The sequence below is a fragment of the Paenibacillus sp. Y930 genome, assembly GCF_056786375.1.
In genome coordinates this window covers 545,069-570,514 of the sequence record NZ_JBXCIX010000002.1, presented here as the reverse complement: position 1 = coordinate 570,514, position 25,446 = coordinate 545,069, and the positions used below count along the sequence as shown (strand labels likewise).

General features: G+C 38.9%; 17 protein-coding genes. 1 reads left to right on the top strand and 16 read right to left on the bottom strand.

Annotated elements, in window-relative coordinates; genetic code table 11:
* Window positions 1-94: 94 nt before the first annotated feature.
* The 3 genes from AC1TO5_RS07945 to AC1TO5_RS07935 form a co-directional block, all read right to left on the bottom strand.
* Entirely contained in the window at window positions 95-973 is an 879-nt protein-coding gene (locus AC1TO5_RS07945) for a carbohydrate ABC transporter permease (RefSeq protein ID WP_482062256.1), read from the bottom strand.
* Window positions 974-985: 12 nt separating this feature from the next.
* Window positions 986-1,888 carry an ABC transporter permease gene (locus tag AC1TO5_RS07940; RefSeq protein WP_482062255.1) on the bottom strand — a complete coding sequence of 301 codons (903 nt, stop codon included), beginning with the start codon at window positions 1,886-1,888 and terminating at the stop codon, window positions 986-988.
* A 92-nt stretch (window positions 1,889-1,980) separates the two neighbouring features.
* Window positions 1,981-3,696: an extracellular solute-binding protein gene (locus tag AC1TO5_RS07935; protein ID WP_482062254.1), complete on the bottom strand. Its 1,716-nt coding sequence runs from the start codon at window positions 3,694-3,696 to the stop codon at window positions 1,981-1,983.
* Between the two features lie 375 nt (window positions 3,697-4,071).
* Between AC1TO5_RS07935 and AC1TO5_RS07930 the strand changes: the two genes are divergently transcribed.
* The gene (locus AC1TO5_RS07930) at window positions 4,072-5,559 is read left to right on the top strand and encodes an alpha-N-arabinofuranosidase (RefSeq protein WP_482062253.1); all 1,488 of its coding nucleotides are present in this window, start codon (window positions 4,072-4,074) and stop codon (window positions 5,557-5,559) included.
* A 75-nt stretch (window positions 5,560-5,634) separates the two neighbouring features.
* On the opposite strand, the gene AC1TO5_RS07925 is transcribed toward AC1TO5_RS07930, so the two are convergent.
* From AC1TO5_RS07925 to AC1TO5_RS07865, 13 genes are all read right to left on the bottom strand, one after another.
* Window positions 5,635-6,927: an endo-1,4-beta-xylanase gene (locus AC1TO5_RS07925; protein ID WP_482062252.1), complete on the bottom strand. Its 1,293-nt coding sequence runs from the start codon at window positions 6,925-6,927 to the stop codon at window positions 5,635-5,637.
* A gap of 91 nt (window positions 6,928-7,018) precedes the next feature.
* On the bottom strand, window positions 7,019-7,981 hold the full coding sequence (locus tag AC1TO5_RS07920; protein WP_482062251.1) for a carbohydrate ABC transporter permease: 963 nt from the start codon (window positions 7,979-7,981) through the stop codon (window positions 7,019-7,021).
* Window positions 7,982-7,988: 7 nt separating this feature from the next.
* Entirely contained in the window at window positions 7,989-8,891 is a 903-nt protein-coding gene (locus tag AC1TO5_RS07915; RefSeq protein WP_482062250.1) for a carbohydrate ABC transporter permease, read from the bottom strand.
* On the bottom strand, window positions 8,888-11,437 hold the full coding sequence (locus AC1TO5_RS07910) for a DUF5696 domain-containing protein (protein WP_482062249.1): 2,550 nt from the start codon (window positions 11,435-11,437) through the stop codon (window positions 8,888-8,890). Before AC1TO5_RS07910 ends, AC1TO5_RS07915 begins: the two co-directional genes overlap by 4 nt.
* Before the next feature lie 15 nt (window positions 11,438-11,452).
* Window positions 11,453-12,079, bottom strand: a complete 627-nt coding sequence (locus AC1TO5_RS07905) for a YIP1 family protein (RefSeq protein ID WP_482062248.1) — start codon at window positions 12,077-12,079, stop codon at window positions 11,453-11,455.
* Window positions 12,076-13,536 carry a hypothetical protein gene (locus tag AC1TO5_RS07900; protein ID WP_482062247.1) on the bottom strand — a complete coding sequence of 487 codons (1,461 nt, stop codon included), beginning with the start codon at window positions 13,534-13,536 and terminating at the stop codon, window positions 12,076-12,078. The genes AC1TO5_RS07905 and AC1TO5_RS07900 overlap by 4 nt, the downstream gene beginning before the upstream one ends.
* 16 nt (window positions 13,537-13,552) lie before the next feature.
* On the bottom strand, window positions 13,553-14,422 hold the full coding sequence (locus tag AC1TO5_RS07895; RefSeq protein ID WP_482062494.1) for a carbohydrate ABC transporter permease: 870 nt from the start codon (window positions 14,420-14,422) through the stop codon (window positions 13,553-13,555).
* A gap of 8 nt (window positions 14,423-14,430) precedes the next feature.
* Window positions 14,431-15,387 carry a carbohydrate ABC transporter permease gene (locus tag AC1TO5_RS07890; protein WP_482062246.1) on the bottom strand — a complete coding sequence of 319 codons (957 nt, stop codon included), beginning with the start codon at window positions 15,385-15,387 and terminating at the stop codon, window positions 14,431-14,433.
* Window positions 15,388-15,403: 16 nt separating this feature from the next.
* Window positions 15,404-18,262: an extracellular solute-binding protein gene (locus tag AC1TO5_RS07885; protein WP_482062493.1), complete on the bottom strand. Its 2,859-nt coding sequence runs from the start codon at window positions 18,260-18,262 to the stop codon at window positions 15,404-15,406.
* A 158-nt stretch (window positions 18,263-18,420) separates the two neighbouring features.
* Window positions 18,421-19,794, bottom strand: a complete 1,374-nt coding sequence (locus AC1TO5_RS07880) for an ABC transporter substrate-binding protein (protein ID WP_482062245.1) — start codon at window positions 19,792-19,794, stop codon at window positions 18,421-18,423.
* 315 nt (window positions 19,795-20,109) lie between these two features.
* Window positions 20,110-21,648: a glycoside hydrolase family 43 protein gene (locus AC1TO5_RS07875; protein WP_482062244.1), complete on the bottom strand. Its 1,539-nt coding sequence runs from the start codon at window positions 21,646-21,648 to the stop codon at window positions 20,110-20,112.
* A gap of 265 nt (window positions 21,649-21,913) precedes the next feature.
* Complete coding sequence (locus AC1TO5_RS07870; protein WP_482062243.1) at window positions 21,914-23,662, bottom strand: sensor histidine kinase; 1,749 nt, start codon at window positions 23,660-23,662, stop codon at window positions 21,914-21,916.
* A gap of 39 nt (window positions 23,663-23,701) precedes the next feature.
* A complete protein-coding gene (locus tag AC1TO5_RS07865; RefSeq protein ID WP_482062492.1) occupies window positions 23,702-25,375 on the bottom strand; it encodes an extracellular solute-binding protein in 1,674 nt (557 codons plus the stop codon).
* Between the last annotated feature and the right edge of the window lie 71 nt (window positions 25,376-25,446).

Here is a 25,446-nt window from a genome sequence, read left to right as displayed (position 1 = left end):
ATTATGGTATCATAAAATATGATTATTATGTAGTTAAATGTATTAAGAAAAAAAGGAGTTCATATTCTACTAACGTTTTGTTTCAATTAAGAAACTAACCTTTAACACTACCTACCACCATGCCTTTTACCAAGAACCGCTGCATGAAGGGATAAACGCAAATAATTGGCAATGCTCCCAGAAATATTTGAGCGGAGCGCAATGTTTTGTCTGATATGGTTGCCATTAGTTTTGCTTCCTCTGGTGTCATAGTACTGAAGGATTTTTGAACGACAATGGTCTGAATATAACTTTGAACAGGATAATTGCTAGGATTATTCATATATATTAATCCATCAAACCAACTATTCCAGTGAGTAACAAGTGAAAATAGTAGTATTGTAGCTAATGATGGTAAAGATACTGGAACATAGATTTTCCAAAGCGTTGTCCAATGCCCTGCACCATCAATAAAAGCAGCTTCACTTAATTCCTTTGGTATCATACGGAAGAAATTCAACATTAAAATAACACTAAACACTGGCACAGCGGTCGGTAGTACAAGTGCCCAGATTGTATCTATCAATCCTAACTGGATAACGACCATATATGATGGGATTAGCCCTGCACTGAATATCATTGTAATGAAAAAACTCCATGAATAGAAGGTGCGGAATCGGAATTCACCTTTTTCTTTAGAAAGCGGATAGGCTATCATTATTGTAAGTAATAAATTAATAGCCCCCCCTAATATAACGCGTTGCAAAGATATACCTATTGATTTCCAGAATGCAGCGCGCTGTGCCACAAACTCATAGGCAGCTAGTGTAAACCCTTTGGGCCACAATGATACCGTACCTGTTGCAGCAATAGAGCTTGAGCTTAGCGAAACAGCCAGTATGTGAATCATTGGAATGAGACATATCAATCCAACTAGCAACAAAAAGAAATTATTAAAGAGTCCAAATAAGTCTATTTTCTTTCGTATATGCATGATAAATCCCCCCTAAAAAATTCTATAATCCGCAACTTTGTATGCAACGAAATATGACACAGACACTAGTACAAGCGCGACAACAGATTTAAATAATCCTACTGCAGTTGCTACACCAAATTGTGCGTCCAACAAACCTATTCGATAAACAAAGGTATCGAGGATATCTCCACTTTGATACACCATTGGGCTGTACATATTGAAAATTTGATCAAAACCAGCATTGAGTAAATTCCCTAGATTAAGTACCATAAGAAGAACAATTACCATTTTCATTCCTGGTAGTGTTACATGAAACGTCTGCTTCCAGCGATTAGCTCCGTCGATCTGTGCTGCTTCATATAAATCCGGGTTTATTCCAGTAATCGCGGCCAAGTAAATAATCGTTCCATATCCAAATTCCTTCCAAGTATCTGTTAATATCATGGTTATCGGGAACCATTTGTTATCCCCGAGGAAAAAGATAGGATCAAAACCAAACAACTTGACTACTTGATTGACCAAGCCATTATTTGGCGATAAAACTTCAATAAAGATACCACCTAGTACTACCCATGATAAAAAGTGGGGTAAATAAATGGCCGTTTGAACTCCTCTTTTCAAAGCCATATTCTTAACTTCGTTTAGAAGTATGGCAATAGCAATCGGTACTAGTAGTCCTAGAATGATTTTCATGACCGCAATATAAAAAGTATTCCACATAATATCATTGAAACTGGGCAGGTTCATTACATATTCGAAATTACTCAGACCAACCCATGCTTGATCACCAAATAAGCCCTTGGCTGGAATAAACTTTTGGAATGCAATAATGATACCTCCCATAGGAAGATAACTAAAGATGAGTAAAAATAAAAATCCCGGCAATATCATTAAATGCAGTGGTATTTCTCGGTTCAAGATTCTTTTTTGCATATGCTTCACCCTGTTCTATGTTTGACATTATGAATAGGAAGAGAAAGGATGCTTTTTAGGAATAGTAGCATCCTTTCTCTTTCAAAATTAATCTATTTTACTGAAGCGTACCACTCATTGACTTCTTTAGTCATATCCGCTCCGCCTAGCTTATTCCAGTCAGCAACGAACTTGTCAAACTCATCGATTGAAACTGCACCCATAATTAGCTTAACGAATACCTCTGTTTCCAGAGATTTCAATGTAGACTGTTTTTCCGTCATTGTAAGAGTAGGTGGACCAGCATAGCCCTCTAGCATCAGTAGATCGTTATCGATATATTTAACCCCATGTCTGAATACGCCGTCTACGCCGTAAATTTTAGGCCAACCCCATTGAGTCGAATCTCCATTTTCATATGCCACAATGTTGTTATGAATAGATAACGGTTCGCCGGTCAACTGATCTAATGTATTATTAGCACGAGCTGTCTCAAGATCTCTAAACGCAGTAATATTTTTGTAAGGAGGGTACGGTTGTACTGGTGAATATTTCCACACACCTACTCCTCCATTAGCTACTGGCATATAGTAATAATCAAAATCACCCGTTTCTCCCCAAACTAGTTCTACGTGAAGATTAAACATTTTGATTAATGCCTCTGGATTAGAAAATCCTTTTTTAACAACCCAGAATTCAGTAGCTCCGAAATTTTGAGGTGATAGAACTGGTTCCCCATCGACTGATACTAAAGAATATCCTTCCCAATTTGCATCTGGATCGTTCTGATAGTTGCTAATAAGCGGATACATTGGGTTCCATTGTGCACCGAAGTCCATGCCGACCTTACCCGCTGCAATAGTTTCCGCTACTTTACCGCCATCTTTTACACCAAATTCCTTATCAATTTGACCAGCCTTATACATAGTAGATAGTACTTGCAACGATTCCTTTACTTCTGGGAGTGTACTACCCCATACTAAATTACCTGAACCATCGTCTATCCACATATTAGGGTAAGCGTGGTATCCGGCGAAGAACCCTTCTAACCCCATGGCACCTCCGTAAAGTTCTTTTGTAATAGCAAGGCCATAAGTATCATCTATATTGTTACCATCTGGATCTTGAGTTGTGAATGCTTCGCTGATTGCAACGAGATCATCCATCGTTTTTGGGGCTGGAATTTCTAGTTTTTCTAGCCAGTCCGTACGAAGCCAATGATATACACCATCACCGTAGACTTCTGGGATACCGACACCCATCATTTTCCCATCAATTTTTGGCGCATTAAGAACAGCAGGGCCTTGAACGTCGTAATATTCCTTCAAAAGATCGGATGCATACGGATCCCAATATGGTGTCAAATCCTCTATCATATCAGCTTCAGCCAATTGCTTCATCTGAGCACCAGTTACACGAAGCATGTCAGGAAGTGATCCTGAAGTTAATGTAACGTTCATTTTTTGAGTATATGCATCTCCACCACTTACCGTCCAATCGTATTTCACATCAATACCTAATTTTTCTGAGTACGCTGTCAGCCAGCGATTGTCTTCCACTGTCTCTCCTGGTGTTTTAGGAATGATATTATCCTGCATATCATTGTCCACATCGCGAGCGAATCTAATTGTAAGCGCTTTATCGTATTTGCCTAGTGGATCGTTGTCTCCCGCAACTACTCCGGTAGACTCATTCCCTGAGTTATTTACCGTCGGACTAGCTGAAGGTTGATTTTTTGGTGAATTGGAATTACATGCTGATAAAACACTTGTAGTCAAGAGTAATGTAGCTAAAATAGTAATTGATCTCTTGTAAATAGAACGTTTCAAAATTATTTCCCCCTTATAATATACGTCTATGCTACAAGTCATTATCAACTTCCAACAGTATTGTAATCGTTCATAATTTTGTTGTGAGCTGTAGTATGACCTGAAACTTTCTTTACTTTAACCTAAAAAATAACAATACGCTATTCTCTAGTTATTACAATTTCAACATTCTTATACTTCATTAATCGAAATCCACATATCCAATTTATACTACCTTATCATTTGTTTACAATTATGATGTAGAGCCATTTTTAGATTGCAATCGCTTACAATAAAGCGCTATATTAGTAATGTTTATCTATATTAAGCAATAAACTAGATTCACATTCAAACTTTGTCAGTTCACAATATTTTATTGTATAGGAGAGGATATTCATGGCTTTAGTATTTATTAATGCAGGTCGAAAGTATTCCAAAATCAACAAAAATATTTATGGTCACTTTTCAGAACATTTAGGTCGTGGTATTTATAATAGTATTTTTGTTGGAGAAGATAGTCCTATCGACAATGTTCGTGGAATACGTTCCGATGTTGTTGAAGCTTTACGACATATAAAGGTTCCGGTATTACGGTGGCCCGGTGGATGCTTTGCTGAATACTACAATTGGAAAGACGGCGTTGGGCCTGATCGGCAGCGCATCGTTAATGCCGGCTGGGGCGGGGTTGTAGAAGACAACTCCTTCGGCACTCATGAGTTTCTGGATCTTTGCGAACAAATTGGATGTTCTGCTTATATCGCCGCAAATGTTGGCTCTGGTACGCCTCGAGAAGTAAGTGAATGGATTGAATATATGACCTTCAGCGGTGAATCACCAATGGCAAATTGGAGACGTCAAAACGGTCGTGATAAACCATGGAAAATCGAGTTCTTGGGAATTGGTAACGAAAACTGGGGATGCGGTGGGAATATGCGACCGGAATACTATGCAGATATATACAAACGCTTCGAAACATTCGTCCGCAATTATGATGATAATAAGGTTTTTAAAGTTGCTTGTGGCGCCGATGGAAATGATTATAAGTGGACAGAAACCATGATGCGCCTTGCAGGAAAAAATATGAATGGTCTTTCATTGCACTATTACACCATGCCTAAATATTATGAAACCGAAGAATACCCTTGGGAGGATAAAGGACCTGCAGTAGGTTTTGACAAAGGGAACTATTACCGTACATTAAGGCGGGCACTGTATATTGATGAACTAATTCTCAGACACAAGCACGTAATGGATCAATACGATCCAAATCACAACGTGTCGATTATTATGGACGAATGGGGAACTTGGCATGAAGCCGAGCCTGGGACTAATCCTTCGTTCCTTTATCAGCAAAATACGATGCGTGATGCAATTGTTGCTGCATTATCATTGAATATTTTCAATACTCACAGCGATCGGGTCCATATGGCCAACCTTGCACAAATGGTAAATGTACTTCAATCCGTGATACTGACAGAAGGGGAGAACATGGTACTTACTCCTACTTACCACGTATTCGATCTATTTAAGGGACATCATGACTCTACACTTATTGAAAGTTACGTACAGCAAGATTTGACTGGTACAGAGGAAGCTTCAGTGCCTGCACTGCATATTAGCGCCTCTGAGAGAGCTGATGGTCAGATTCATGTAACTGTTGTTAACCTATCTGTAGATGAGCCACAACAGGCACAATTCATGCTTGCTGGAAAGGAATTCTCTACTGCAGAAGTTCGTTATATCTCAGGCGATATGAATAACCATAACCAATTTGGTCAAGCACCTCAGGTAGATATTAAATCCATGTCAGATATCAAGGTGAAGGACAATTGCTTGCAGATTACCCTTCCCTCCTGCTGTGTTGCGGAAATTATTCTAGATTAACTGTAATTATAGTGGTGAAAAAGCAGCAGTCAACTTCTGACATGCTGCTTTTAAATACCAACTTATATCTGATTATTATCTCGTAGACGGATCGACAACAGCCCAAAATGCTTGCTTTGCATGTAACTGCTTATCGAATAGAAAAGGGGCTTCCGTACGAGTAATTGGGAATGTACTTAGCCAAGTATGATCATCTGCCATTCCCCAAAATACTACTCCACCAATAATATCCTTATGTTCTTTAAACGCCTCAAACAATTCAGCGTAGCGGTCAGCCTGCTTTTGAACGATATGAGCCGGAATTTCTTCACCAAAATCACTGCGGTCATTCCATACATACAAGCTCATATCTAGCTCAGTTACTAGATTATCAAGACCCAGTTCAGAAAATTTTTCCATTGATTCAATAATCGAGCCAATCGGAGGCCAATCGATATTAATATGAGTTTGGTGACCAACACCATCGATTGGTACATCTTTGTCCAGCATTTCTTTGACTAGTTCGTATAAACGGTCTCGTTTAACTACATCATCTGTACCATAGTCGTTAATGTATAGCTTAAGATCAGAACCTCCCGCTTCTCGTGCTACACGAAATGCAGTTTCGATAAATTCTGTTCCTGTAATTAGGTACCACTCACTAGCGCGCATGCCATCTGGATCACCTGGCTCGATAACTTCATTCACAACATCCCATGATTTGATATCATCTTTGTAGCGACTAACAATTGTTCGTACATGAGTGTCTAGACGTTCAAGCAGCAGTTTCTTGTTCTCCTCACGCTTACCATCATCTGTCTCATCCACCATTGGGTTTCCTTCTACATCTTTAAAGAACCAATCACCTACTTGAGTATGCCATACTAATGTATGGAAACGAACTTCCATATTATTCGCTTTTGCAAATTCAACAAGTTGATCTGCTTGCGTCCAATTAAAGTTACCTTCTGTAGGCTGAAGTGAAACAGGCTTCATCGCATTTTCAGCTACAAGCCAATTGACATGCTTTTTAAGTAAATCTGCCTTTAGTCCCGCTGTTTGAAAAGGCTCGATCGCTGCCCCAATTGGGAAAAATTCCGAATATACTTCGTATAGTGAAGGAATATCTTCTTCTACTGATGGCTCCACGACTTCCTTAACGATCACTTCAGCAGTCGGGCTAGGCTCCGGCTCAATCGTTGGCTCGATGACTACATCAGCAGCTTCATCTTCAACATTTCCAGCCTCATATTGTCCGTTTTTTTCAGTAATCGCATTATTATTGTCTGCTTGATTATTACTTGTAATACTAACAATAATCATAATCAAAGCAATAATGACAACAACACCAGCAATAGCTAATATTTTTTTATTGTATTTGGGATTCACTACTTCAGCACCTCCATAGGAAATTAGAAACGCCAAGCGCGAACTAGTTCAACAACTACGTTCCACGCTTGGCGTTCTACTTGTCTACTATTTATCCGACAATTCCTGTACGTTCAATACTTTCTACAAAATATCTTTGCACGAATAAGTAAATAATTATTAACGGTAAAATTGCTAGCAATATTCCTGTGTCCTGAATCATGCTCAAATAAAACGGATCTACAGTCGCCCCAACTCCACCTTGGAGAGTAGCGGACACATTATAAGGTAATGAAGCCAATTGCGTTGACATGACCTTTCCGTTCGTTAAATAGGTCGTCGTAAAGAAACTATCATTCCATTGCCATACGAATGAAAAGAGCGCAACCGTAACAATGGAAGGTATTGCGTTAGGTAGCATAATGCGAATGAATGTTGAAGGGACACCTGCACCATCCATATATGCGGCTTCCTCAACCTCTTTCGGTATTCCCCTAAAAAATTGCCTAAAAATGAAAATATATAGTCCTGCTTTAAGAGAATTTGCCGTAATAGACGTTAGAATAAATGGCCAATACGTATTTAATAGATTGATAGATTTCCCTCCGGTAATCAAAGGAATGAGCCCCAATAGTGTAAAGTCATTCATATTAAGATAAAGAGGAATCAAAATCGTCGAAGGTGGCACTAAAATCGTAAGAATGACGCCACCAAAAAGTAAATTGCTACCTCTAAATTTAAGTCGGGCAAATGCATAGCCTGCCAATGCGCAAGATGCCGCAACTAGAATGGTCGTTCCCCCTGAAAGCGCAAATGTGTTAAATAATGTTTTCCAATAATTCATAATAGACATTGCCAGTCTAAAATTTTCTAGCGTATAAGTCTCTGGAATCCACACCACAACAGGTGAATAAAGATCGGATTTATCTTTAAACGCTGTTGAAATCTTCTGAATGATCGGGAACAGGATAACGAATGATAGACCTGTAATTAGTGTCAGTCTCACGAACGACCAAATCCAACGCTTCCACTGTTCCAGTGACAATAATTTACCTACAATCTTCAACTCATTCATCCTCCTTCTAATCATAATAGAATACCCTTTTGGATACTATGTATGAACTGGTCAATAAAATAATTGCAATCGCCAGGAAATATATCCATGCCATCGCCGAGCTGAGACCAAAGTTGAATGAGGTAAAGCCCGTTGTCCTGATTAAATCTGTCATTGCATTTACGGAAAATGAGTCAATAATTGTATAGATCATATTCACAAAAATTAGTGGACTCACCATAGGAAAAGTGATTTTCCAAAAGGACTCATATCCAGTAGCCCCCTCCATAGTAGATGCCTCATACAACTGAGGAGGAATCGTCTGGATTGCTGCAAGGAATATTAGTATTTGTACCCCAGATTGGCTAACAATCTGATAAATACGGTCAACTGCCCCTGTTAAATATTGAACAATTATTTCACTTACTCCTGCTCTAAGCATCATTCTTTCTAGTTCAAAAGCGCCCATCGCACTAGCAAAACCAGCTCCGATATTCTCATCATTAACGGCTTGAATCAAGCTTGAGCTTTCCAGACTAAGGATGATTCCTGAGGCCAAGATGACAGGTAAGAAAAAAATTGATCTTGCAAAAGCTCTTCCTAAAAACTTCTGATTCAGCAGTACCGCTACAAAAAGACTGAATATGACGATTAAAGGAACGTTAACGAGCATATTCACAATAGCTTCCACTAATGAACGGTTAAAACTCGTATTAACTGTCAGTGCATTAATAAAGTTATCAAAACCTATAAATTTGATGTTTAAGCCTTCCGAACTAGATACTACGGAACTAAAACTATACCGCAAGGAATCCACCAATGGAACGAGAAAGAAAAAGATGAAGCCGAGGATCCATGGAAAAGCAAATATTATCCCCCATAAAGCCTTTTGTTGTAGATAAGTCCTTTGTTTTATGCCGAGCTTCTTCAAGATTGTTCACCACCTGTAATATAGCTCTCGGCATCAATTGTCCTGCCGTCAATTGTCACTTGTGAATCATTATAATTCACAATTACGTACATACTTTCGTATTCGGTTTTATAGACGCCTTCAGTCAGCTTTTCGTGAGCGATGATTCGCTCATTCTGAACATTCTGTAGAACCTCGTTCACGTTACTATAAATTTCCGATGCCTGGTCCATCCATAACTCGTAATTGACTGCATACAGATTGTTATAATCGGTATCTTTCACCGTATGATTCGGTTCATAAATCCACTCAAAGTAGACCCCAGATCCATATTCCAGACATTTCAATATATATTGCTCCATACTCGTAAACGTAGAAAGGTTATACGGTGCTCCCGTATAATTAATGGACCCTCGAACTACCATTTGATAAAAAGGAATTTCTTCATCTGTAATTTTGAATTTACTACTGGACATTGGAGCATTCGTTATGTCGGTCACAAAAGGAAGGGCATAGGAATTCCCACCATTAGCCATCATACTTAAATTCGCCTCACCGATCTGATTCAACGCATTAATAGATATTTCCTCAGATTCTGTCCGATCAATTTGCTTGTTTTTACGATAATCACTGTTCAATTGATCAGCCAAGTCCCGTAATGATATGCTTTGAATTGGAAGCTTTTGCAGATCGTTTAACATGCCATTGACATATTTATTGACAAGTCGTGGCGAAATAACATAAGAAGGAGTACTCGATCTATCGCGACCATTTAGTGCCATATCATAAGTATATGTTTTAGATGGAACCCCTCTTATCGTTCTTGCTGCATCCTTAGATGTACTAAACCCATCATCTGTGTATGCTGTCAGTAAGGCAACATCAGGATAAAAAGATATCTCTTGCTCTTGGACGAACGCTGCGAAATCACGGAAATCTTTTTTACCGCCTACTACTTTATCAATCGAAATATTATTCGGAATACTGTGATTCAGTCCATCATTGAACCAACCAGAGTACTGAAGCTTGATATGGTTAATATCACGCTGTTTCATCCCAGTAATAATATCTTTTGTTTGTTCAAATGTCGTAAGCGGTTCTAGTGATTCATAAGGTATTCCTGCAAATTGCTTTTCTTTATTTATACTTCCGATCACTTGCAAGAAGAATGGTGAATCCTCTGGCTTGTTATTTGCTGCAAGCTGAGGAAGTCCGTTCGTTTCCAACAAATACTTTTGGTAGTATTGAGCCATCCCCTCATAGGACGCCTCTTCTCCGCCTAAAAAAGCATAACGAATTGAAAAATCAGACTCCATCTTATTTTCTTGAAACCTTGGCAGTGAACGCTGTTTTCCATCCGCATTCAAGGTAACTTCACCATTATTAAGCACAGTGAATATAGGGTGTACATAGTTGTAGCTATTTAATTTACCGCTAATATCGGCTTGAATAGAGGCAGCCGCAGCACCTTCCTCGATAATCCCTAAAAACGCACTATCTTTACGTATAATGCCGAACACAGGTAGCCTAACTGATTGTTCATTCACGGTCGACACATAAGATTCCAGTGTCATATCTGCCCCGTATACTTGCTGCTGGTATGCTGTATACTGGGTTTTTCCATTGTTGAAGTGAATGAGTGCTCCAGAACCATCAGGGACAAATAAAGAACCTTCTTCGTCTACTCCTCCTGCTCCAAAATAGTTCATTATGGAAATTTGGCTAACAGGATAGTCCTCTGGATATTGAATGCTTGAGCTAGGAATTTTTGCAACGAGACTATTAGCGTCTAGCGTATATTCAATAGCCGCCTGAAATACTCTTGGTTCAGAAATAGATTGATCCAACTGATGTTCTTCAATATCCTGCAAAAAATCTTCTTCCGTATAGCCTGCATCGTCGAAAGCTTGAAGCGCACGCTTAAGTCGAATTCCTTGAAGTACTTTATCGTTACTTCTCACATATACTGATTTTTCTACATCCTCGGTATATGCAGTTTGTAAAGCAGCTTTCCCCGTTTCGTCTAATTTACTTGCTAATTGTTCGAAGCGGCTTATGCTGATGAGCATTGGCAAATCATTCAATGTTTTTTCATACTTACCAAATCGATAGGTCACTTTGACACCATTGGAGATCGGTTCAAACCTAATCTGATTATAGGCTGCACTATCTGTATTGGAGTTGATTGAATTGATCTGACCAGACATATTGTAGTAATCAAGTTTCATTTGTGATGATAACAATTGCTTATTTATCCCCAAAGCAACGGCATCTGACTCACTTTCAGGAGGATTACTATACCAAATCTCACCACTACTTTTATCGATAATGGCAATTTCTCCAGTCTGCTCCATCACCAACATTTGTAAGTTATCATTCTCGGCAATCCCCTTCATTCCCTCAACTCTTGAATCCGTAAAGGAGGCCTTTAACGATTCTCCCTTTATGAATTCCTCTGTAAGCGCAGCGCTATCCAATTGAGGCTCATCCGTTGAATTTGAACAACCTGCAATGAAAATTGCGCTTATAACAAGTACTATCATTAAAATATTTCTAGTCTGTATCATTTGTGCCCTCCTTCCTCAGTTCCTCAATGCCAGTTCTTGATAAATAACGGAAATGAAAGAGATGATCTGTTGGATTAAACTAAAGAATAATAAACTGAGAAACGCCATAAATCCCATCGCGACAATAGTTAGAAGAATAGTTAAAATTGATTTGGACGGTGTAAATTGATGTACCGTCATGTTTCCAATGAACAGCATAAACACAAACCAGATTAATGCTAGACTGCTCGAAAAATAATAAAATACCGATTCTTCCATCGAGATGACGTTGCTAAGCCAAATCCAAGGAAAATTAATAAGGACCAATGGAATAAGTGCAAAGCATGTTGAAGTAAATATTTCAACAAATTTTCCTTCTCCGTCCAACAATGTTGTAAGTGACCAGTTTGCTATGCAAAAGAACAAGACCGGCACTATGACGTATATAATCTCCATAAAGCTATTCATTGATTTTGGATCTACAATATGAACGACAAAACCGCTGTACTGACTGGACAAAATGTTTGTTAAAGCAAGCATAAATAGAATAGCAATGGCAACGATCAAGCTCTGCTTCTGATTGCGTTCGTATTTCAAATCCCAATAGCCATCAAAGGGATGAAAGATGAGATAAAAAGGATATTTCACAAGATCTCTATTCAATGGAAAATCCCCCTCTTTCTCCGTGCTAACTTCCGGTATCTTATTGCAATTGAAATTCCAACCGCCAATATTAATATGCCCGTCATAATGATCGAGAAGTATTCCCGAAGCACTTCCTTACGATAGAGTAAGTAGGCTTTGGAATAATTTTTCTGATCCATGCTCTTTTTAAAGTAAAACATTGCCTCTTTGTAATCTCCTTGACGAAGAAGTGCCTTACCGATTCCACCATAAGCAAACTCTAGATTGGAGTTCATATTTATCGTTTCTTGATAATAATCAAATGCCTTTCCTTCATCTCCTCGATAATAACTTCTAACGGCTTCATTAAGCATCCGACCGTATTCCGTTGTTTGGAAAACTGTGATCTCACCAAGCGCCTTATCTAGAACTAGAAAATCATTTCCCATTCTAGTAATTGCTGTTGGTGTCTTAAATTCTCCTAATTTATTTCCGAGACCACCGAATACATACAACAAATGTCCATCCCCATTGTATGTAAAGATTCTTCCTCTTTTTGCATCAAGCACGGAAAATATTTCGCTATCAGTCACATCGATATCTACTAGTCGGGATGGGCCTTCATCTGAATAGTAGCGAATGTCGCCCTGTGGTGTGAAATATCCATTTCTACGCATTATATCGCTACCTTGAGCGTTGAGCAGTTTAATGTTCTCACCCCACTCATCACCATTTGTAACATAAAGAAAATCCTCTTCATTTATGTCCAAATTTGTAAATTCTGTAGGCGTAAACATGATCATTTTACTTTGTTGCTCTTGCGTAGAAATTGTTTTCCAAAAATACTCAAGAGGATCTACATTTACTCGGTTTGCTCCCGTAAATGTATTGAATTCCCCTGCAGCACTAAATTCCATCAAACCATCAAAAACCCCTATTGACATAACATATATCCGCTGAGCTTTATCGGCTACAACCCGAACTGGTTGGAAATCAAACGTTGAATTAAGCAATTCGGATTGTGGTGCTTCAATAATTTTTATAAGGTTATTGTCCTTATCAAGCTCTACTATACGTTTATTTCCAGTATCAGCAATTAACAATTTTTTATCTTGCGTTACAAACAGCCCTTGTGGGTTGAGTAATGTTTCGATCGTTCCTTCATTGTCAAATGAGTCAATAACATTGAACAATTTATAGTTTTGATCTAAAATGACTACTCTATTATTTCCAGAATCCAGTATATAAATAAAGTTATCAGATGTGACTTGAATATCACTAGGTTCTTTCAATATCCCTATTCCAATATCCAACCCATTAACCGAACCGGTCGCCGTATAGGCGGCAGGCGAAGCAACCGTTCTTCCCCAATAAGAATAGTTGTAGGAATCTGCGTTGCCATTAGCCTGGACTGGACTTCCCCACACACTTATGCCAATAAGACAACAAAGTGCCATGAAGAGACCCTTTCTTATTTTGGGGTTTCTAGTCAACATCGTGCACAGCCCCCTTCTAATCCTTCATCCCGGAAGTAGCCATTGTCTCGATGACGCTACTCTGAGAAATAATAAATAGTGATATTGGAACAATCATCAAAAGTAGTGCGACTGCCGCCCCAACCCCGGCTCTGGCAATCCCTCCAGCAGTAATTTGTCCCAAGGCGAAATTAAGCGTTTTAAGGTTCTCACTGTAGATAAAGTTACCCCCGTCACTTCCCCATAACATAGGAAATTGTAAAATCATCAGAGTTAACCATGCAGGCTTTACGTTGGGCATAACGATAGTCCAATAAATCCTGTATTCATTAGCACCATCAATTTTGGCAGCTTCTATCAAGGCATCAGGAATTTGCTCCATGAATTGCTTCATTAGGAACAATCCAAGCGGGAATGCTAATGCCGGTATAATAATGGATGCATGTGTATTGACCCATCCTAGCCAAGACATGATCAAATAGTTCGGTGTAGCTGTTACATGTGGCGAAAACATCAGTGCCAGCACAACGATGGAGAAGAGTGTCTTTGAACCAAGGAAGCGATATTTCGCAAGCGGATAAGCTGCTGCGGATGCAAGCAGAATATGACCGACTGTGCCCACAATCGTGATCAGCAACGTATTAGCGATATATCGAGATAGCGGTACCCAAGAATTCCCCATTAAAGATATTAAATCTAAGAAGTTTTCGAATGTCGGATTTTTCACAAAGAACCGCGGTGGGAATATAAATAATTCATCAAGCGGTTTGAATGCATTATTCACCGCATAAACTAGCGGCAAAGCCATGAATGCCCCAAAAAAGGCAAGCAACACAAACAGCAAAAAGCTAACAGTAAAAGAACGATTAAGCTTTTTAGGCGTTCGAAAAACCGCCATCATTTTCATGACCAACGTTACTCACCTATCTTTCTCAGCATTTTTTGTGTCAGCATATTAGTTCCAAGCATAATGCCGAAGAGAACTGTTGCAATTGCGGACGCGTAACCCATCTCAAATCGAATACTACCAAAGTCCATCAAATGCGTTACGACGGTATGAGCCGCATAGTTGACGCTCGGAAAGCCTGCAAGTGCGATTGAAATTTCGGCAACTGCAAACGATCCTGTAATCTGCATGACCGCTCCGAACATAAGCTGCGGTCTCATCGAAGGTAATGTAATAAACCATAGTTCCTGCCAACGATTTCTAATTCCATCGACAGACCCTGCCTCAATTAAAGTTCTATCGATCGTTTGCAAACCAGCAATAAAGGCAAGGAAACTCGTACCTAAACTAAGCCAAAGTTGAACAAGCATAACAATCGGCAAAATATATTTCTCATCAAGAAGCCATTGAATAGGTTCCAATGTAATCCCTGTTTTCATCAAAAATCCGTTCAAATAACCATAGCTATCGCCCGAAAATACGATTAGCCATATGAAAAACACATTGCCAGAAATCGACGGTGCATAAAAAACTAACGTCATAAATGCACGCACTTTAGGCGATAGCTCATTGATTATCCAAGCAAACAAAAAGCAGGCAACATAGCTAATAGGGCCAGTAACGACCGCGAACAGAAGCGTATTCTTCAAAGCAATCATAAATACGTCATCATTAAGAAACAGTCTTGAATAGTTTTGCCATCCTACAAATCGCGGAAATTCCAGCATATTAAAATAGAATAAACTTAATACCAATGAGAAAACGACCGGAATGACAGTGAACAAAAAGAAAATCGTCATATATGGACTAATTAGAATATAATAATGCTTGTTACGTTTCAACTCGCTGGCAATATGTGCCCACTTAGATATCTTCTGCGGACGAATGAATTCCTTTGCGACCTGAGCGGTTTTCTCTGTTTGCATCAGCTTCCACCCCTGACTAATACGGTAAGTTAAATTCTTTCCGTTTTATTTCAATTTCGTCGTTAATATACAAAATATAATCAGATAACGCTTCACGAGGATTCTCACTAGCGTTTACAACTTTTCTGAAAGCATTGTCTAAGTGTCTTCCAGTAAAGTATCCACCAGGAACTTGCGGGATACCTTTTACCCATTTCCACTGGCTTTCCAGATTGTTATAATCCTCTATTGGCCATGGTAATTCTTCAAGAGCCTCAATGTTGGCCGTTGGATAACGAGCGGCCTCGCCCATAAGCCCTTCCATTTCACGACCGTAAGCGACCTGAGTTTCCTTGTCCGTCCACCATTTCATAAACTCCCAAGAAATCTCTTTATTTTTCGAATTTTCGAGCATTAGGACTGCGGTTGTGTGGCTGGCTACTTCATGATTGACCGTACCATCCGCAAGTTCCGTTCCTGGCACAAGGGTGAATTCCCATAAACCTTTGATCTCAGGAGCCATGACCGTCAGCATGTTATACGTTGTATAGTCTGCAATACCTACCGGCATTTCACCTGTTCTGAATCGATTCGGGAAGTCTGCTATTAATGGAAACTTATAACTGGTATAAAACTGCGACCATTTTTTGAATGCTTCCATAGAAATCTCGGAATCTAACGAACTTTTCGTATCATTATCTCTGTAAAATTGACCACCGTTCTGATAAAGCAGCATAGAGAATGTCGCATTCGGAACCATACTCGCATTGGTAGCTTCAAGTGGCAAATAAAACTCCATGTTATGCTTCTGGAGCACTGAGATCATATTATAAATATCTTGCCAAGTTTTCGGCGGTGTCAATCCCAATTCATCAAGAATGTCTTTGCGGTAGAACAGCATTGGAAAGGTTTGTTGCTCCGGTAAGGCAAATACGCCTCCGTTGTATTTATATGGTTCTATGCCGCTGTCACGGAATCTAGTTGCAACCTCATCAAAATCGTCAAATTTCGTCAAATCCGCCGCAGCGTCTCTCATTGCATAGTTAACCGGAATATCCTCGCCAAGCTGCATCGCAACATCAGGACCTTCACCAGCAAGGGTAGCTGGCAGTAAAATGTTTCCAGGTACAAGACGAAGCCTTACTGATATATCCGTCTCTGGTGTAAAGGAATCATCAATCAAGCTTTTCAATACTTGCGCCTGATCGCGTCCTGTCGTAATCCAGACAGTTATCGATTTATCATTTTCTCCCGTGTTACCTATGCTGTCATAATCTTCTGTATAAGAAGAAACATAAGCGCCTATCTCATGTCCAACCACTTCAAATATTGTAGCGTCAGCTCTTGGTAATTGCTGTTCTGGCGAAGACACGATAAGATAATCAAGCGATAATGGCTGTTCACGGACGGTCAAAATCCACGTCCCTAGACCTCCGACATTAATCTTGTAGGACTTCAATTGCTTGGCAACCTTCTCCGGATATTTGACCATTTCCTCTAGTTGCCGGACCATAGAGTGGAGAACAGCAACCTTATCGCTTCGCTCTCCCGTAGCTTCTTCTAGGTAGTCCGCTACACTTTGAATAATTTCAGCCTGTTCAGCGAAAACTTCTGTCATATCTGGAATACGCTTCTCCAATTGATAATCTCGAAATGGATCTGGCGTATTTGAAGTAATCATTAGAACCTTTCGATACATCTCATTGAGCTCCAGTACACTTGACTCAATCGTTTGAAGCAATGGAGCGATATCTCCAAGTGAAACTGTCATTCGAATACGATGGGTACCTTTGGTTAGATGGAACAGATAAGGCTGCTCATCTTCACCTAATACATCCATATTCCAATCTCTCCCATAATTAAAGCGAATCCGCTTCATTTCCTCAAATGGGTATTCCCCGTCAATCATCAGACTCCGTGTAGCATAGACACCACGAAGCTCGTTCTGCTTTCGCTTTAATGCTATTTGATACAAACCATCCTCTTCAACGTCAATCTCCCACTCAACCCACTGACCAGGTAGTTTCCAATTCAATCCGCCAATTGTGTTAATGCGGAGCTTTGAAACATCATACGGAATAACCGTAGGACTTGATCTGTCTGATATTGGAAATAAAGTAGGAGAAGACTTAATAATGGCGTCCTCAGCTTGGATAAGCATATATTGATCCTGGGCAACCTTAATGCCCTTGGCCTCGTACTCATTCTCCAGTTCTTCATAACTTTTCAGAGCCTTATTCTGATACAGTTCAATATAATCGATAGCCATTGGCTCACGTAACGATCTCAATGAAAGCGATTGAATACCTTTATTCAGGAAAAAGGAATATGACTCTTCAAAATAACCATTCCTGTCCTTGAAATCGCCGATTTGCCATTCAGGTTTCTCTACCTGTCTAGGTCGTAAATCGTTATCTCTATCATCTCTTCGAATTTCTTCATAACGGTTTGCCCAAATCCGGTCAAACAACAATATTTCTGCCCCTTTAAAGGGTACCTCACCATTAATAGCAAACTCTCTTTCAATAGAAGAACTTTTTCCTTCTAGCGGAAAATAATGAATTTTAATATTGTATAATCCTGGGTGTTCTATAGATACATCCCAACTGATGGTGCCTTCTTCAGGTGTTACTACTGCTTGCCCATCTAATCCTTCAAACCGGTTAATGATCTCGAACCCGTCTCCGAGAGTTTCGAAAAAGTTTTCCCCCTCGATTCGAATCGTCTCATTAGGTTTATCCACTGTCGAATGACGGTTCAAATATGTAGCATAGTCTTCCTCTTCTGATAAGCCTGTAACAGCATCAAAACCACCTAAAGCATGTACCTGCTTTTGAGAGGTGGAATCTGAAGGTAAGAAAGTCCATAGTGATAATAGAAGTGCGGTAAGAACCATTAGAACAATTACTTTCTTTTTCTTTCTTGTGTTCAACGTTTCTCCCCTCCTGATGCGTTTTTTTGAATTTCAGTACTTATAGCAACATTCCTCATGAGACGAAAATCAACTACCTAATGAGGAATGTTGCGTTTTATTTAAGTTACTTTTACTTTAGATTAATTAGTTTTCCATACTTCATCCACAGCAGCTTGAACTTGTGCTTTGTATGTCTCAACAACCGTTGAAACAGAAACCCCATTATTCAAGTCACCAATAATATTCCAATACGGGAAATTAGGATAAGTCTCTCTGTCTAGTACATGTGTTTTCTTATTCGCCGTTCTTAGATTGGCAACATCTTCCTCATTGTCAAAAATTGATTCATAATAAGCTTGAGCTGAATACTCACTAACGGAATCGTACTCCTGGATTTTTTCCATGATATACACCATTTGCTCTGGATTTTCAACCGCTTTCGGAATCACGTAAAAGGTAGGTGCAGTAGTAACACTTGTATATTCAGTTGCACTTGGAGATTTAGGGTAGGGAACAAAGCCTATTTCAGAGTCAGGCATATCCGTACGATATCCAGCAACATCATACATTGCACCATTAACTAGTAATGTGTTACCTTGACGGAAGAATTGAGTAGGCTCCGTCCAATCTCCACCTTCTGTCGGTCTTACAAGCTTCTCTGTTGCAAACGTGCTTATATGATTAAACACTTCAAGCGTTTTAGGATCATCTAAAGCTTGTTGATCTCCATTAGTGTAGTCAGCACCATTAGAAGCCATTGCCGCATCAATGGATACATTTGCAAGACCCCAAACGTCTATTTCTCCGTCGTTATTTGTATCTCGGTTTCCTTCTTTAGCAACTTGAGTGAAAGTATCCCAGTTCCAATTGTCTTCATTAACGTACTCCTGTAAAGGCTTCAAGCCCAGTTCGTTCATCAAAGTTTTGTTGTAAATGATACCGTTCGCGCCATTTTCCCCATCATAAATAGAAAAACCGTATGTTTTTCCATCGTATTCGGAGAATGCTTTACCACTTGGACTGAATGATTTATCGTTCTTTGTATATTCATCAAGCGGCCAGAAGAAGTCTTGCTGTACCATACTAGGAATTGCCCAAGGTTTCCTAATCAAGAGAATATCTCCGACCGGATCGTTTGCTAGTAACGAAGCGGATACTTTTTCAACATACTCGTCATAAGTCAAACTAACATATTCAACTTTGAAATTATGTTTTTCCATCAATGCATCTAGATTTTTCTGGCGCTGGATATTGTCAGGGCCATCTTGTTGTATTTCAAGTCCGAACCAAGCTACAAACTTGACAGTTTTCCCACCAAGATCAAAATCCATTTCAGGTGTTGCATTTGGGTTCTCATTAACTACTTCAACCTCTTCAATTGGTACATCATCTGTAACTACTGGATCACTTGATTGTTCAGGAACAACATTATTTCCCGAATTTCCACTACACGCAGAGATGACTAAAACAAAAACAAGGCACAACATTATTAACAACCTTTGTTTCTTTAGCATTTTTTTTCCCCCTTAAGAGTTAACTACATAAGAATTGTAGCGCTTTCATAGATAGCTCAACAACCTGCCTATATTCAGTTGAATACCTGCTAAACTATAGGTTTTAAGCAATGAAAACAGTCCCTCTTAAGGCCCAAGAAAAAACAAGTAAAGAATTGCTTACTATCAAAAAAATTGCACACTTCCCAAGCTTGCTTCATATTTGATGTCGACTAAGCTACGAGACCAATCATCGTTATCAAAGTCTGCTTTTTGAACCACCTCTCAAAATAAAAATCCCCCATATCAATTAGATATGGGGGAATAACATCCTAACTATTCATGAAACTGCCAGTAATCAAGCTTGAATAGCTTGTTATCAGTTTCTCCTCTAAACACTAAAAATAAATGATGAACACCATCTGCACCTTCAATACTCGTTTGAAGCTCAGAGTATTGATCTTGGTCAGATGCTACTGGAATGAAAAGCTCACCTATTAATTTACCGTCTGGACTGTCTAACCGAATTTCAATGCTACTAGCAGCGTTGAAATTAGCCACTGCTGCTGTAAAGGAAGACGCACCAACGTTGCCAAAATCAACATTGGAAACTGCTATCCAATCGCCGTTATCAATATCTGTTACCACTCTATTAGAAGAAGATTTCTGCGCGTTATCACTAATCTGCTCCGTATTAATACCTGCTTGCCAACCAATAGTCTCGGCTTCCACTCGAACATATGGATTAAATGTTTTCAATTGCTTAACACCTTCATAATCAGCAATGATTTCTTGAATCGTTCCATCTTCATTAAAGACAACCTGATTCAGATGAGTTGAACGATATCCTTTTGCTACTCCCATTGCTTTAGACAACGTCTGTGCATGATAAGCGATATACCAGCTTCCATGGAATTCAAAAATAGCATGATGATTATTACCACCTACATCAAAGAAGTGTACTGGATTTTTTAGAATTATTCCTTCATACGTCCATGGTCCCATCGGAGAATCACTAACCATATACGAAATTTGACCTGCTTGCGGACTTCCTTCAGGACGAACACCATCGTAGAAATTCGAACAATACGTATAATAGTATTTGTTATTCACTTTGTTGATCCCTGAGTTTTCGAACATATACGGAGCTGGAATTGGAAGAGCTTCGCCCAGCACACTAATCATATCTTCGCCTAGTTCCATCACTCTAGCAGTGTTCGGCATTGCTTCCTGTCCATCTGGAATACCGCCACCAAAGTAGATATAGCCCTTTCCGTCATCGTCTACTAACACAGCTGGGTCAAACAGCCACGTCACTTTCTCTACACCAGGAGTTTCTCTAGTAAGAAGTGGTTTACCAATAGGATCGACCCAAGGTCCCGTCGGACTGTCACTCATCAATACACCAATATTACTTGCATTATTAGCAAAGTAGATAAAGAATTTATCTTTCCCATCGATCACTTTATGGACTGCAGCTGGCGCCCAAGATTGTGTTGCCCATTTTGCAGCGCCATCTGGACCAGCTACATCAACAAATCCGTGATCCGTCCAATTGACTAAGTCATCTGATGAAATAACCGAAAGCTTATTAATATTTGCATAAGTATTATCCTTAATATTGCCACTCTCGTCGTACTGAAATACATCATTCGTCGCATAAAGATAGACTCGATCTTCGTATACTAAAGCATAAGGATCTGCTCCGAATTTGTGAGACACTAACGGATTACCGTTCAATATCGTTTTCCCTACCGCTTGAGATGGAGGGGCATAGGAAGGCTTGGATATTGCTCCACTCTCATCAATTTTTTCCTTCTGTTGTGCTGATTCTACAGTCTCTAACGTATCTACCTTTACTTCATCATTCATCATTTCGTCTAGCTCCTTATAAAATAGTTGATTAAAGCCGATTAAAAGTGTCGCAATAATAGCTAATAGAATAGCGACTATTATATATATCTTTTTAGCATTTAATATTATTTATTGCCCCCTTTTAAGCAGAGTTAACATTTTATCTATTAAAGCGTAACGCTTCACTATCGTTGCATCAACCTGCCAAACTGTGGATGAATTACCCTTCAAATTATAGATTTTACCAATCCTTCAAAATCTCCATAAAAAAAGTGAATATCTCGAGTCACTTTAGCAGCATATCATTATTTATTTGAATACATATAATGACCTTTAATCCTTTAAGTTTACTTCGCTCTAATATAAGTCCACTGCCCTCACCATACGTTAATATTAGCCGTCGATGTATGTTAATAATTCCTGTCATTTCATTTTCTTCATCGTTATGCTGGAGTCGATGCTGCAGCGCTGTAAGCTGTTCGTCGGTAAGCTGCTCACCATTATCCTCCACAATAATATGGAGCGCATCCAGCTGATGATCAAATGTAATTTTAAGTAAGCCTTCCTCGCTTTTTTTCTCAAGACTATGCTCATAAGCATTTTCTATTATCGGCTGCACAATAAGCCTTGGAACTCTGATGGCATTCATACCTTCTGGCAAATCATCAAATTCCAATCGTATTCGTCTCGAAAAACGAAGCTCTTGAATATCTGTATACATACGCGAATGCTTTATTTCTTCCTTTAGTAAAACAAGATCCTCACCGTTACGAGTAATAAATCGGAAATATTCCCCGAGCATAATTGTAAATTGTTCAATCCGCTCAACATCCCCGATCTTGGCTAAGGAATTCAAAATAAAGAAGCTATTATACAAAAAATGCGGGTTAATTTGAGATTGTAGCTGCTTTAGCTCAGATTTCTGCATCATCATTTTTTGTTTATAATCTTGATCAATTAAACTTGTTAATTTTGTAAGCATATGATTGAAGCGCGTGTATAAATAACCAAATTCGTCCTTTTTGTCATGAACAATCGGACGATCCAATTCTCCTGCTTCCATCCGTCTAAAGCTCTGTACTAGCAATATTAATGGTTTATGAATAAAGCGATACGTAGAATAAGAAAAGACAACAATAGCGATAAGAGAAGCGATAGCAAATAACCAAGCCCATTTATAAAAAAAACTTAAAGGTCTTTTTACCGTCTCCTCTGGCAAGTACGTGACTAGCATAAGCTTTAATTTATTAGAATATGCCTTATCAATATGATACTTTTCTTGATTAACAGATAGCAACGTTAAGTAATCTCTAGATTCTTCATCTTCATTCATATAGTTTTCCACTACATTAGTAGATTCGTCATTACTCATCACTGTATATCCTGAAGAACTGGAAATAAGAAAAGACCCACTGTTTTCATAGATGCTAAGCAACTGTAAAGATTCTTTCAGCTTCTCTGAATCTAATTCGATTTGAACGACATAGTTAGGTAAGTCTCCTTTACCACCTCCATATTTAGAAGCGATAAGTTGAACAGCATCATCTGAATAATATAATCGTTCGCGATTTGTTGAAACATTAGCGATTAATTGTGCATATACTTGCTCATCAAGTTCTATAACAGAATTCAACGCTGAAATTGTTTTGGAGATGCTATAGATATGTATGTTAATATCTTTAATATACGCACTACTATTTTTGAATGATGTAAGTCGATGTATTAAGTAGTTCAAACCCCCTCTTTTTTCCACACTATTCATCTTATCCCATGTCACAGCAAGCTTACTTAATTCACTATCCTCAACTAAATCAAACTGTTGTAGCTCCATCCACTCGATTTCACGTTCTAAATCCTCTAAATAATAGTTTAATTGTGTTACTGTCGCTCTCGAAATTTCTTCACTCGCATTATTATAACTCCAGTTGTACAAATAAAGACCTAGTATAATAATTGGCATAATAACTAGCAAATACGTGAATACTGAACGAAAAAAAATAGTTCCGCGTAGTGATGTTACAGGAAAGTTAAACAAGGTACTACCCCCGAGCCTTTTAATATACCTTTTGGATCATTAGTTTTGTTGATACCAATCATTAGCTTCCATTGTTATTTTGGCTCCACCTAGCTTCTGCCATGTTTCTACAAATTTATCAAACTCATCAATAGAATTTCCTAAGATGATATTGATATATGTTTCATGTTGCAGGTCGTGCAATATTGATATTCGCTCGATCATCGTTTCAGTTGGAGCACCTGTATATGCTTCATATAATAATTGATCATTAGCTTCATATTGATCAAGGATAGAAAAGGCACCATTCACTCCATACGTCTTGTCCCATCCCCAACCATGATCTTTATCTGTTCCCCCCGCATGGTACAGCTCAATTAACTTTTGAATGGATTGAGCTTCAGCATCCAATCCCGTCCAATCCCCTGTTTGACGAGCTTCAGCTAGCTGGCGATAGGCCTCTAAGTTTTTTTGAGCTGGATATGGAGTTACTGGTGATAACTGCCACACAGGATACGAAGAACTATAATACTCTTTATATTCAGCAGTCTTACCCCAATTTTTCTCGAGATGCAAATTAATTAATTTGATAATTGCCTCTGGCTGCTCTAAGCCTTTACGTACAGCAAAGTATTGATACGTTCTTAATTTTAGTGGAACCTTTGGAAGATTACCGGAAAGTGAAACAATAGGATATGCTTTCCAGTCTGCCTCACTATCAAGTTCTTGACTGTTTTGCACTACAAACGATCCCCATTGCTCACCATACATCATCCCTACTTTTCCATCCGCAATCTGTTGCTTCACTTTTTCACCATTTTTGAATGAAAACTCGGGATCGAGTTCACCTCTTTTATACATTTGCTGTAATGCCAAAAGTGATTCTTTCACTTCTGGCTGGATCCCACCAAATACAAGATTATCGGAATCATCAACTACCCAAAGTTCAGGATATGCTTCATAACCTGCCATGAAACCTTTAATACTCATAATAGCATCCCATAAATAATTCGTAATGGCTAAGCCAAATGTGTCGTCTTGACCATTTTGATCTGGATCCATTACTGTAAACGCTCTCGAAATTTCCAATACATCAGTGATCGTTTGCGGTGGATTTAAGCGGAGTTGCTCCATCCAATCCGTTCTTAACCAAATATACATCGCCCCTTCAATAGAGGCATTAGTGTCCGGTATAGCCATTAATTTTCCATCAATTGTAGCAGCATCAAAAATTGATTTTCCTTCTTGTTCTAATATATTTTTAGTCAACGGTGTCGCATAATTGTTGTAAACATCCGTCAAATCCTGAATTAAGCCCTCATTGCTCAATATTCTGAGTTGCTCAGCACTAACTTTAATAATATCTGGAATTTGACCTGAAGAAACGGAGAAACTAAGTTTTTGCTTATACAGTTCCCCCTTTGCTGTCCAATCGTAATTGATTGAAATGCCTAATACTTGCTCATAGATTCGGCTCCATCTATTATCTTCTAATGTTTCGTCAGGTAATAAATTTATTAAATCTTCCAAAGCGTCACTTTGTTCACGGACGAATGATAGCTTTATTGGCGGATCATATTTGCTAAGTCCAATCTCATCGTAAACATTGCTATAATCGTTTTGTTCTACGGATTCATTGTTATTATTGAGCGTATTACTCTCGTTCTCACACGCTATTAACATCAATATTAATAATAGGGTCAAAACCATTAAATTGACCCGTTTCATCTGCATTATGCGCAAAAAGATTCCTCCCATTCACATAGCTATCATTTCATTATCTCGATAAATATATAGTGGAATCA

Bases quoted from the DNA above. Each gene is read 5' to 3' on its own strand.
- AC1TO5_RS07945 (WP_482062256.1), bottom strand. From the start codon at position 973: ATGCATATACGAAAGAAAATAGACTTATTTGGACTCTTTAATAATTTC.
- AC1TO5_RS07940 (WP_482062255.1), bottom strand. From the start codon at position 1,888: ATGCAAAAAAGAATCTTGAACCGAGAAATACCACTGCATTTAATGATA.
- AC1TO5_RS07930 (WP_482062253.1), top strand. From the start codon at position 4,072: ATGGCTTTAGTATTTATTAATGCAGGTCGAAAGTATTCCAAAATCAAC.
- AC1TO5_RS07920 (WP_482062251.1), bottom strand. From the start codon at position 7,981: ATGAATGAGTTGAAGATTGTAGGTAAATTATTGTCACTGGAACAGTGG.
- AC1TO5_RS07910 (WP_482062249.1), bottom strand. From the start codon at position 11,437: ATGATACAGACTAGAAATATTTTAATGATAGTACTTGTTATAAGCGCA.
- AC1TO5_RS07900 (WP_482062247.1), bottom strand. From the start codon at position 13,536: ATGTTGACTAGAAACCCCAAAATAAGAAAGGGTCTCTTCATGGCACTT.
- AC1TO5_RS07895 (WP_482062494.1), bottom strand. From the start codon at position 14,422: ATGAAAATGATGGCGGTTTTTCGAACGCCTAAAAAGCTTAATCGTTCT.
- AC1TO5_RS07890 (WP_482062246.1), bottom strand. From the start codon at position 15,387: ATGCAAACAGAGAAAACCGCTCAGGTCGCAAAGGAATTCATTCGTCCG.
- AC1TO5_RS07885 (WP_482062493.1), bottom strand. From the start codon at position 18,262: ATGGTTCTTACCGCACTTCTATTATCACTATGGACTTTCTTACCTTCA.
- AC1TO5_RS07880 (WP_482062245.1), bottom strand. From the start codon at position 19,794: ATGCTAAAGAAACAAAGGTTGTTAATAATGTTGTGCCTTGTTTTTGTT.
- AC1TO5_RS07875 (WP_482062244.1), bottom strand. From the start codon at position 21,648: ATGATGAATGATGAAGTAAAGGTAGATACGTTAGAGACTGTAGAATCA.
- AC1TO5_RS07865 (WP_482062492.1), bottom strand. From the start codon at position 25,375: ATGCAGATGAAACGGGTCAATTTAATGGTTTTGACCCTATTATTAATA.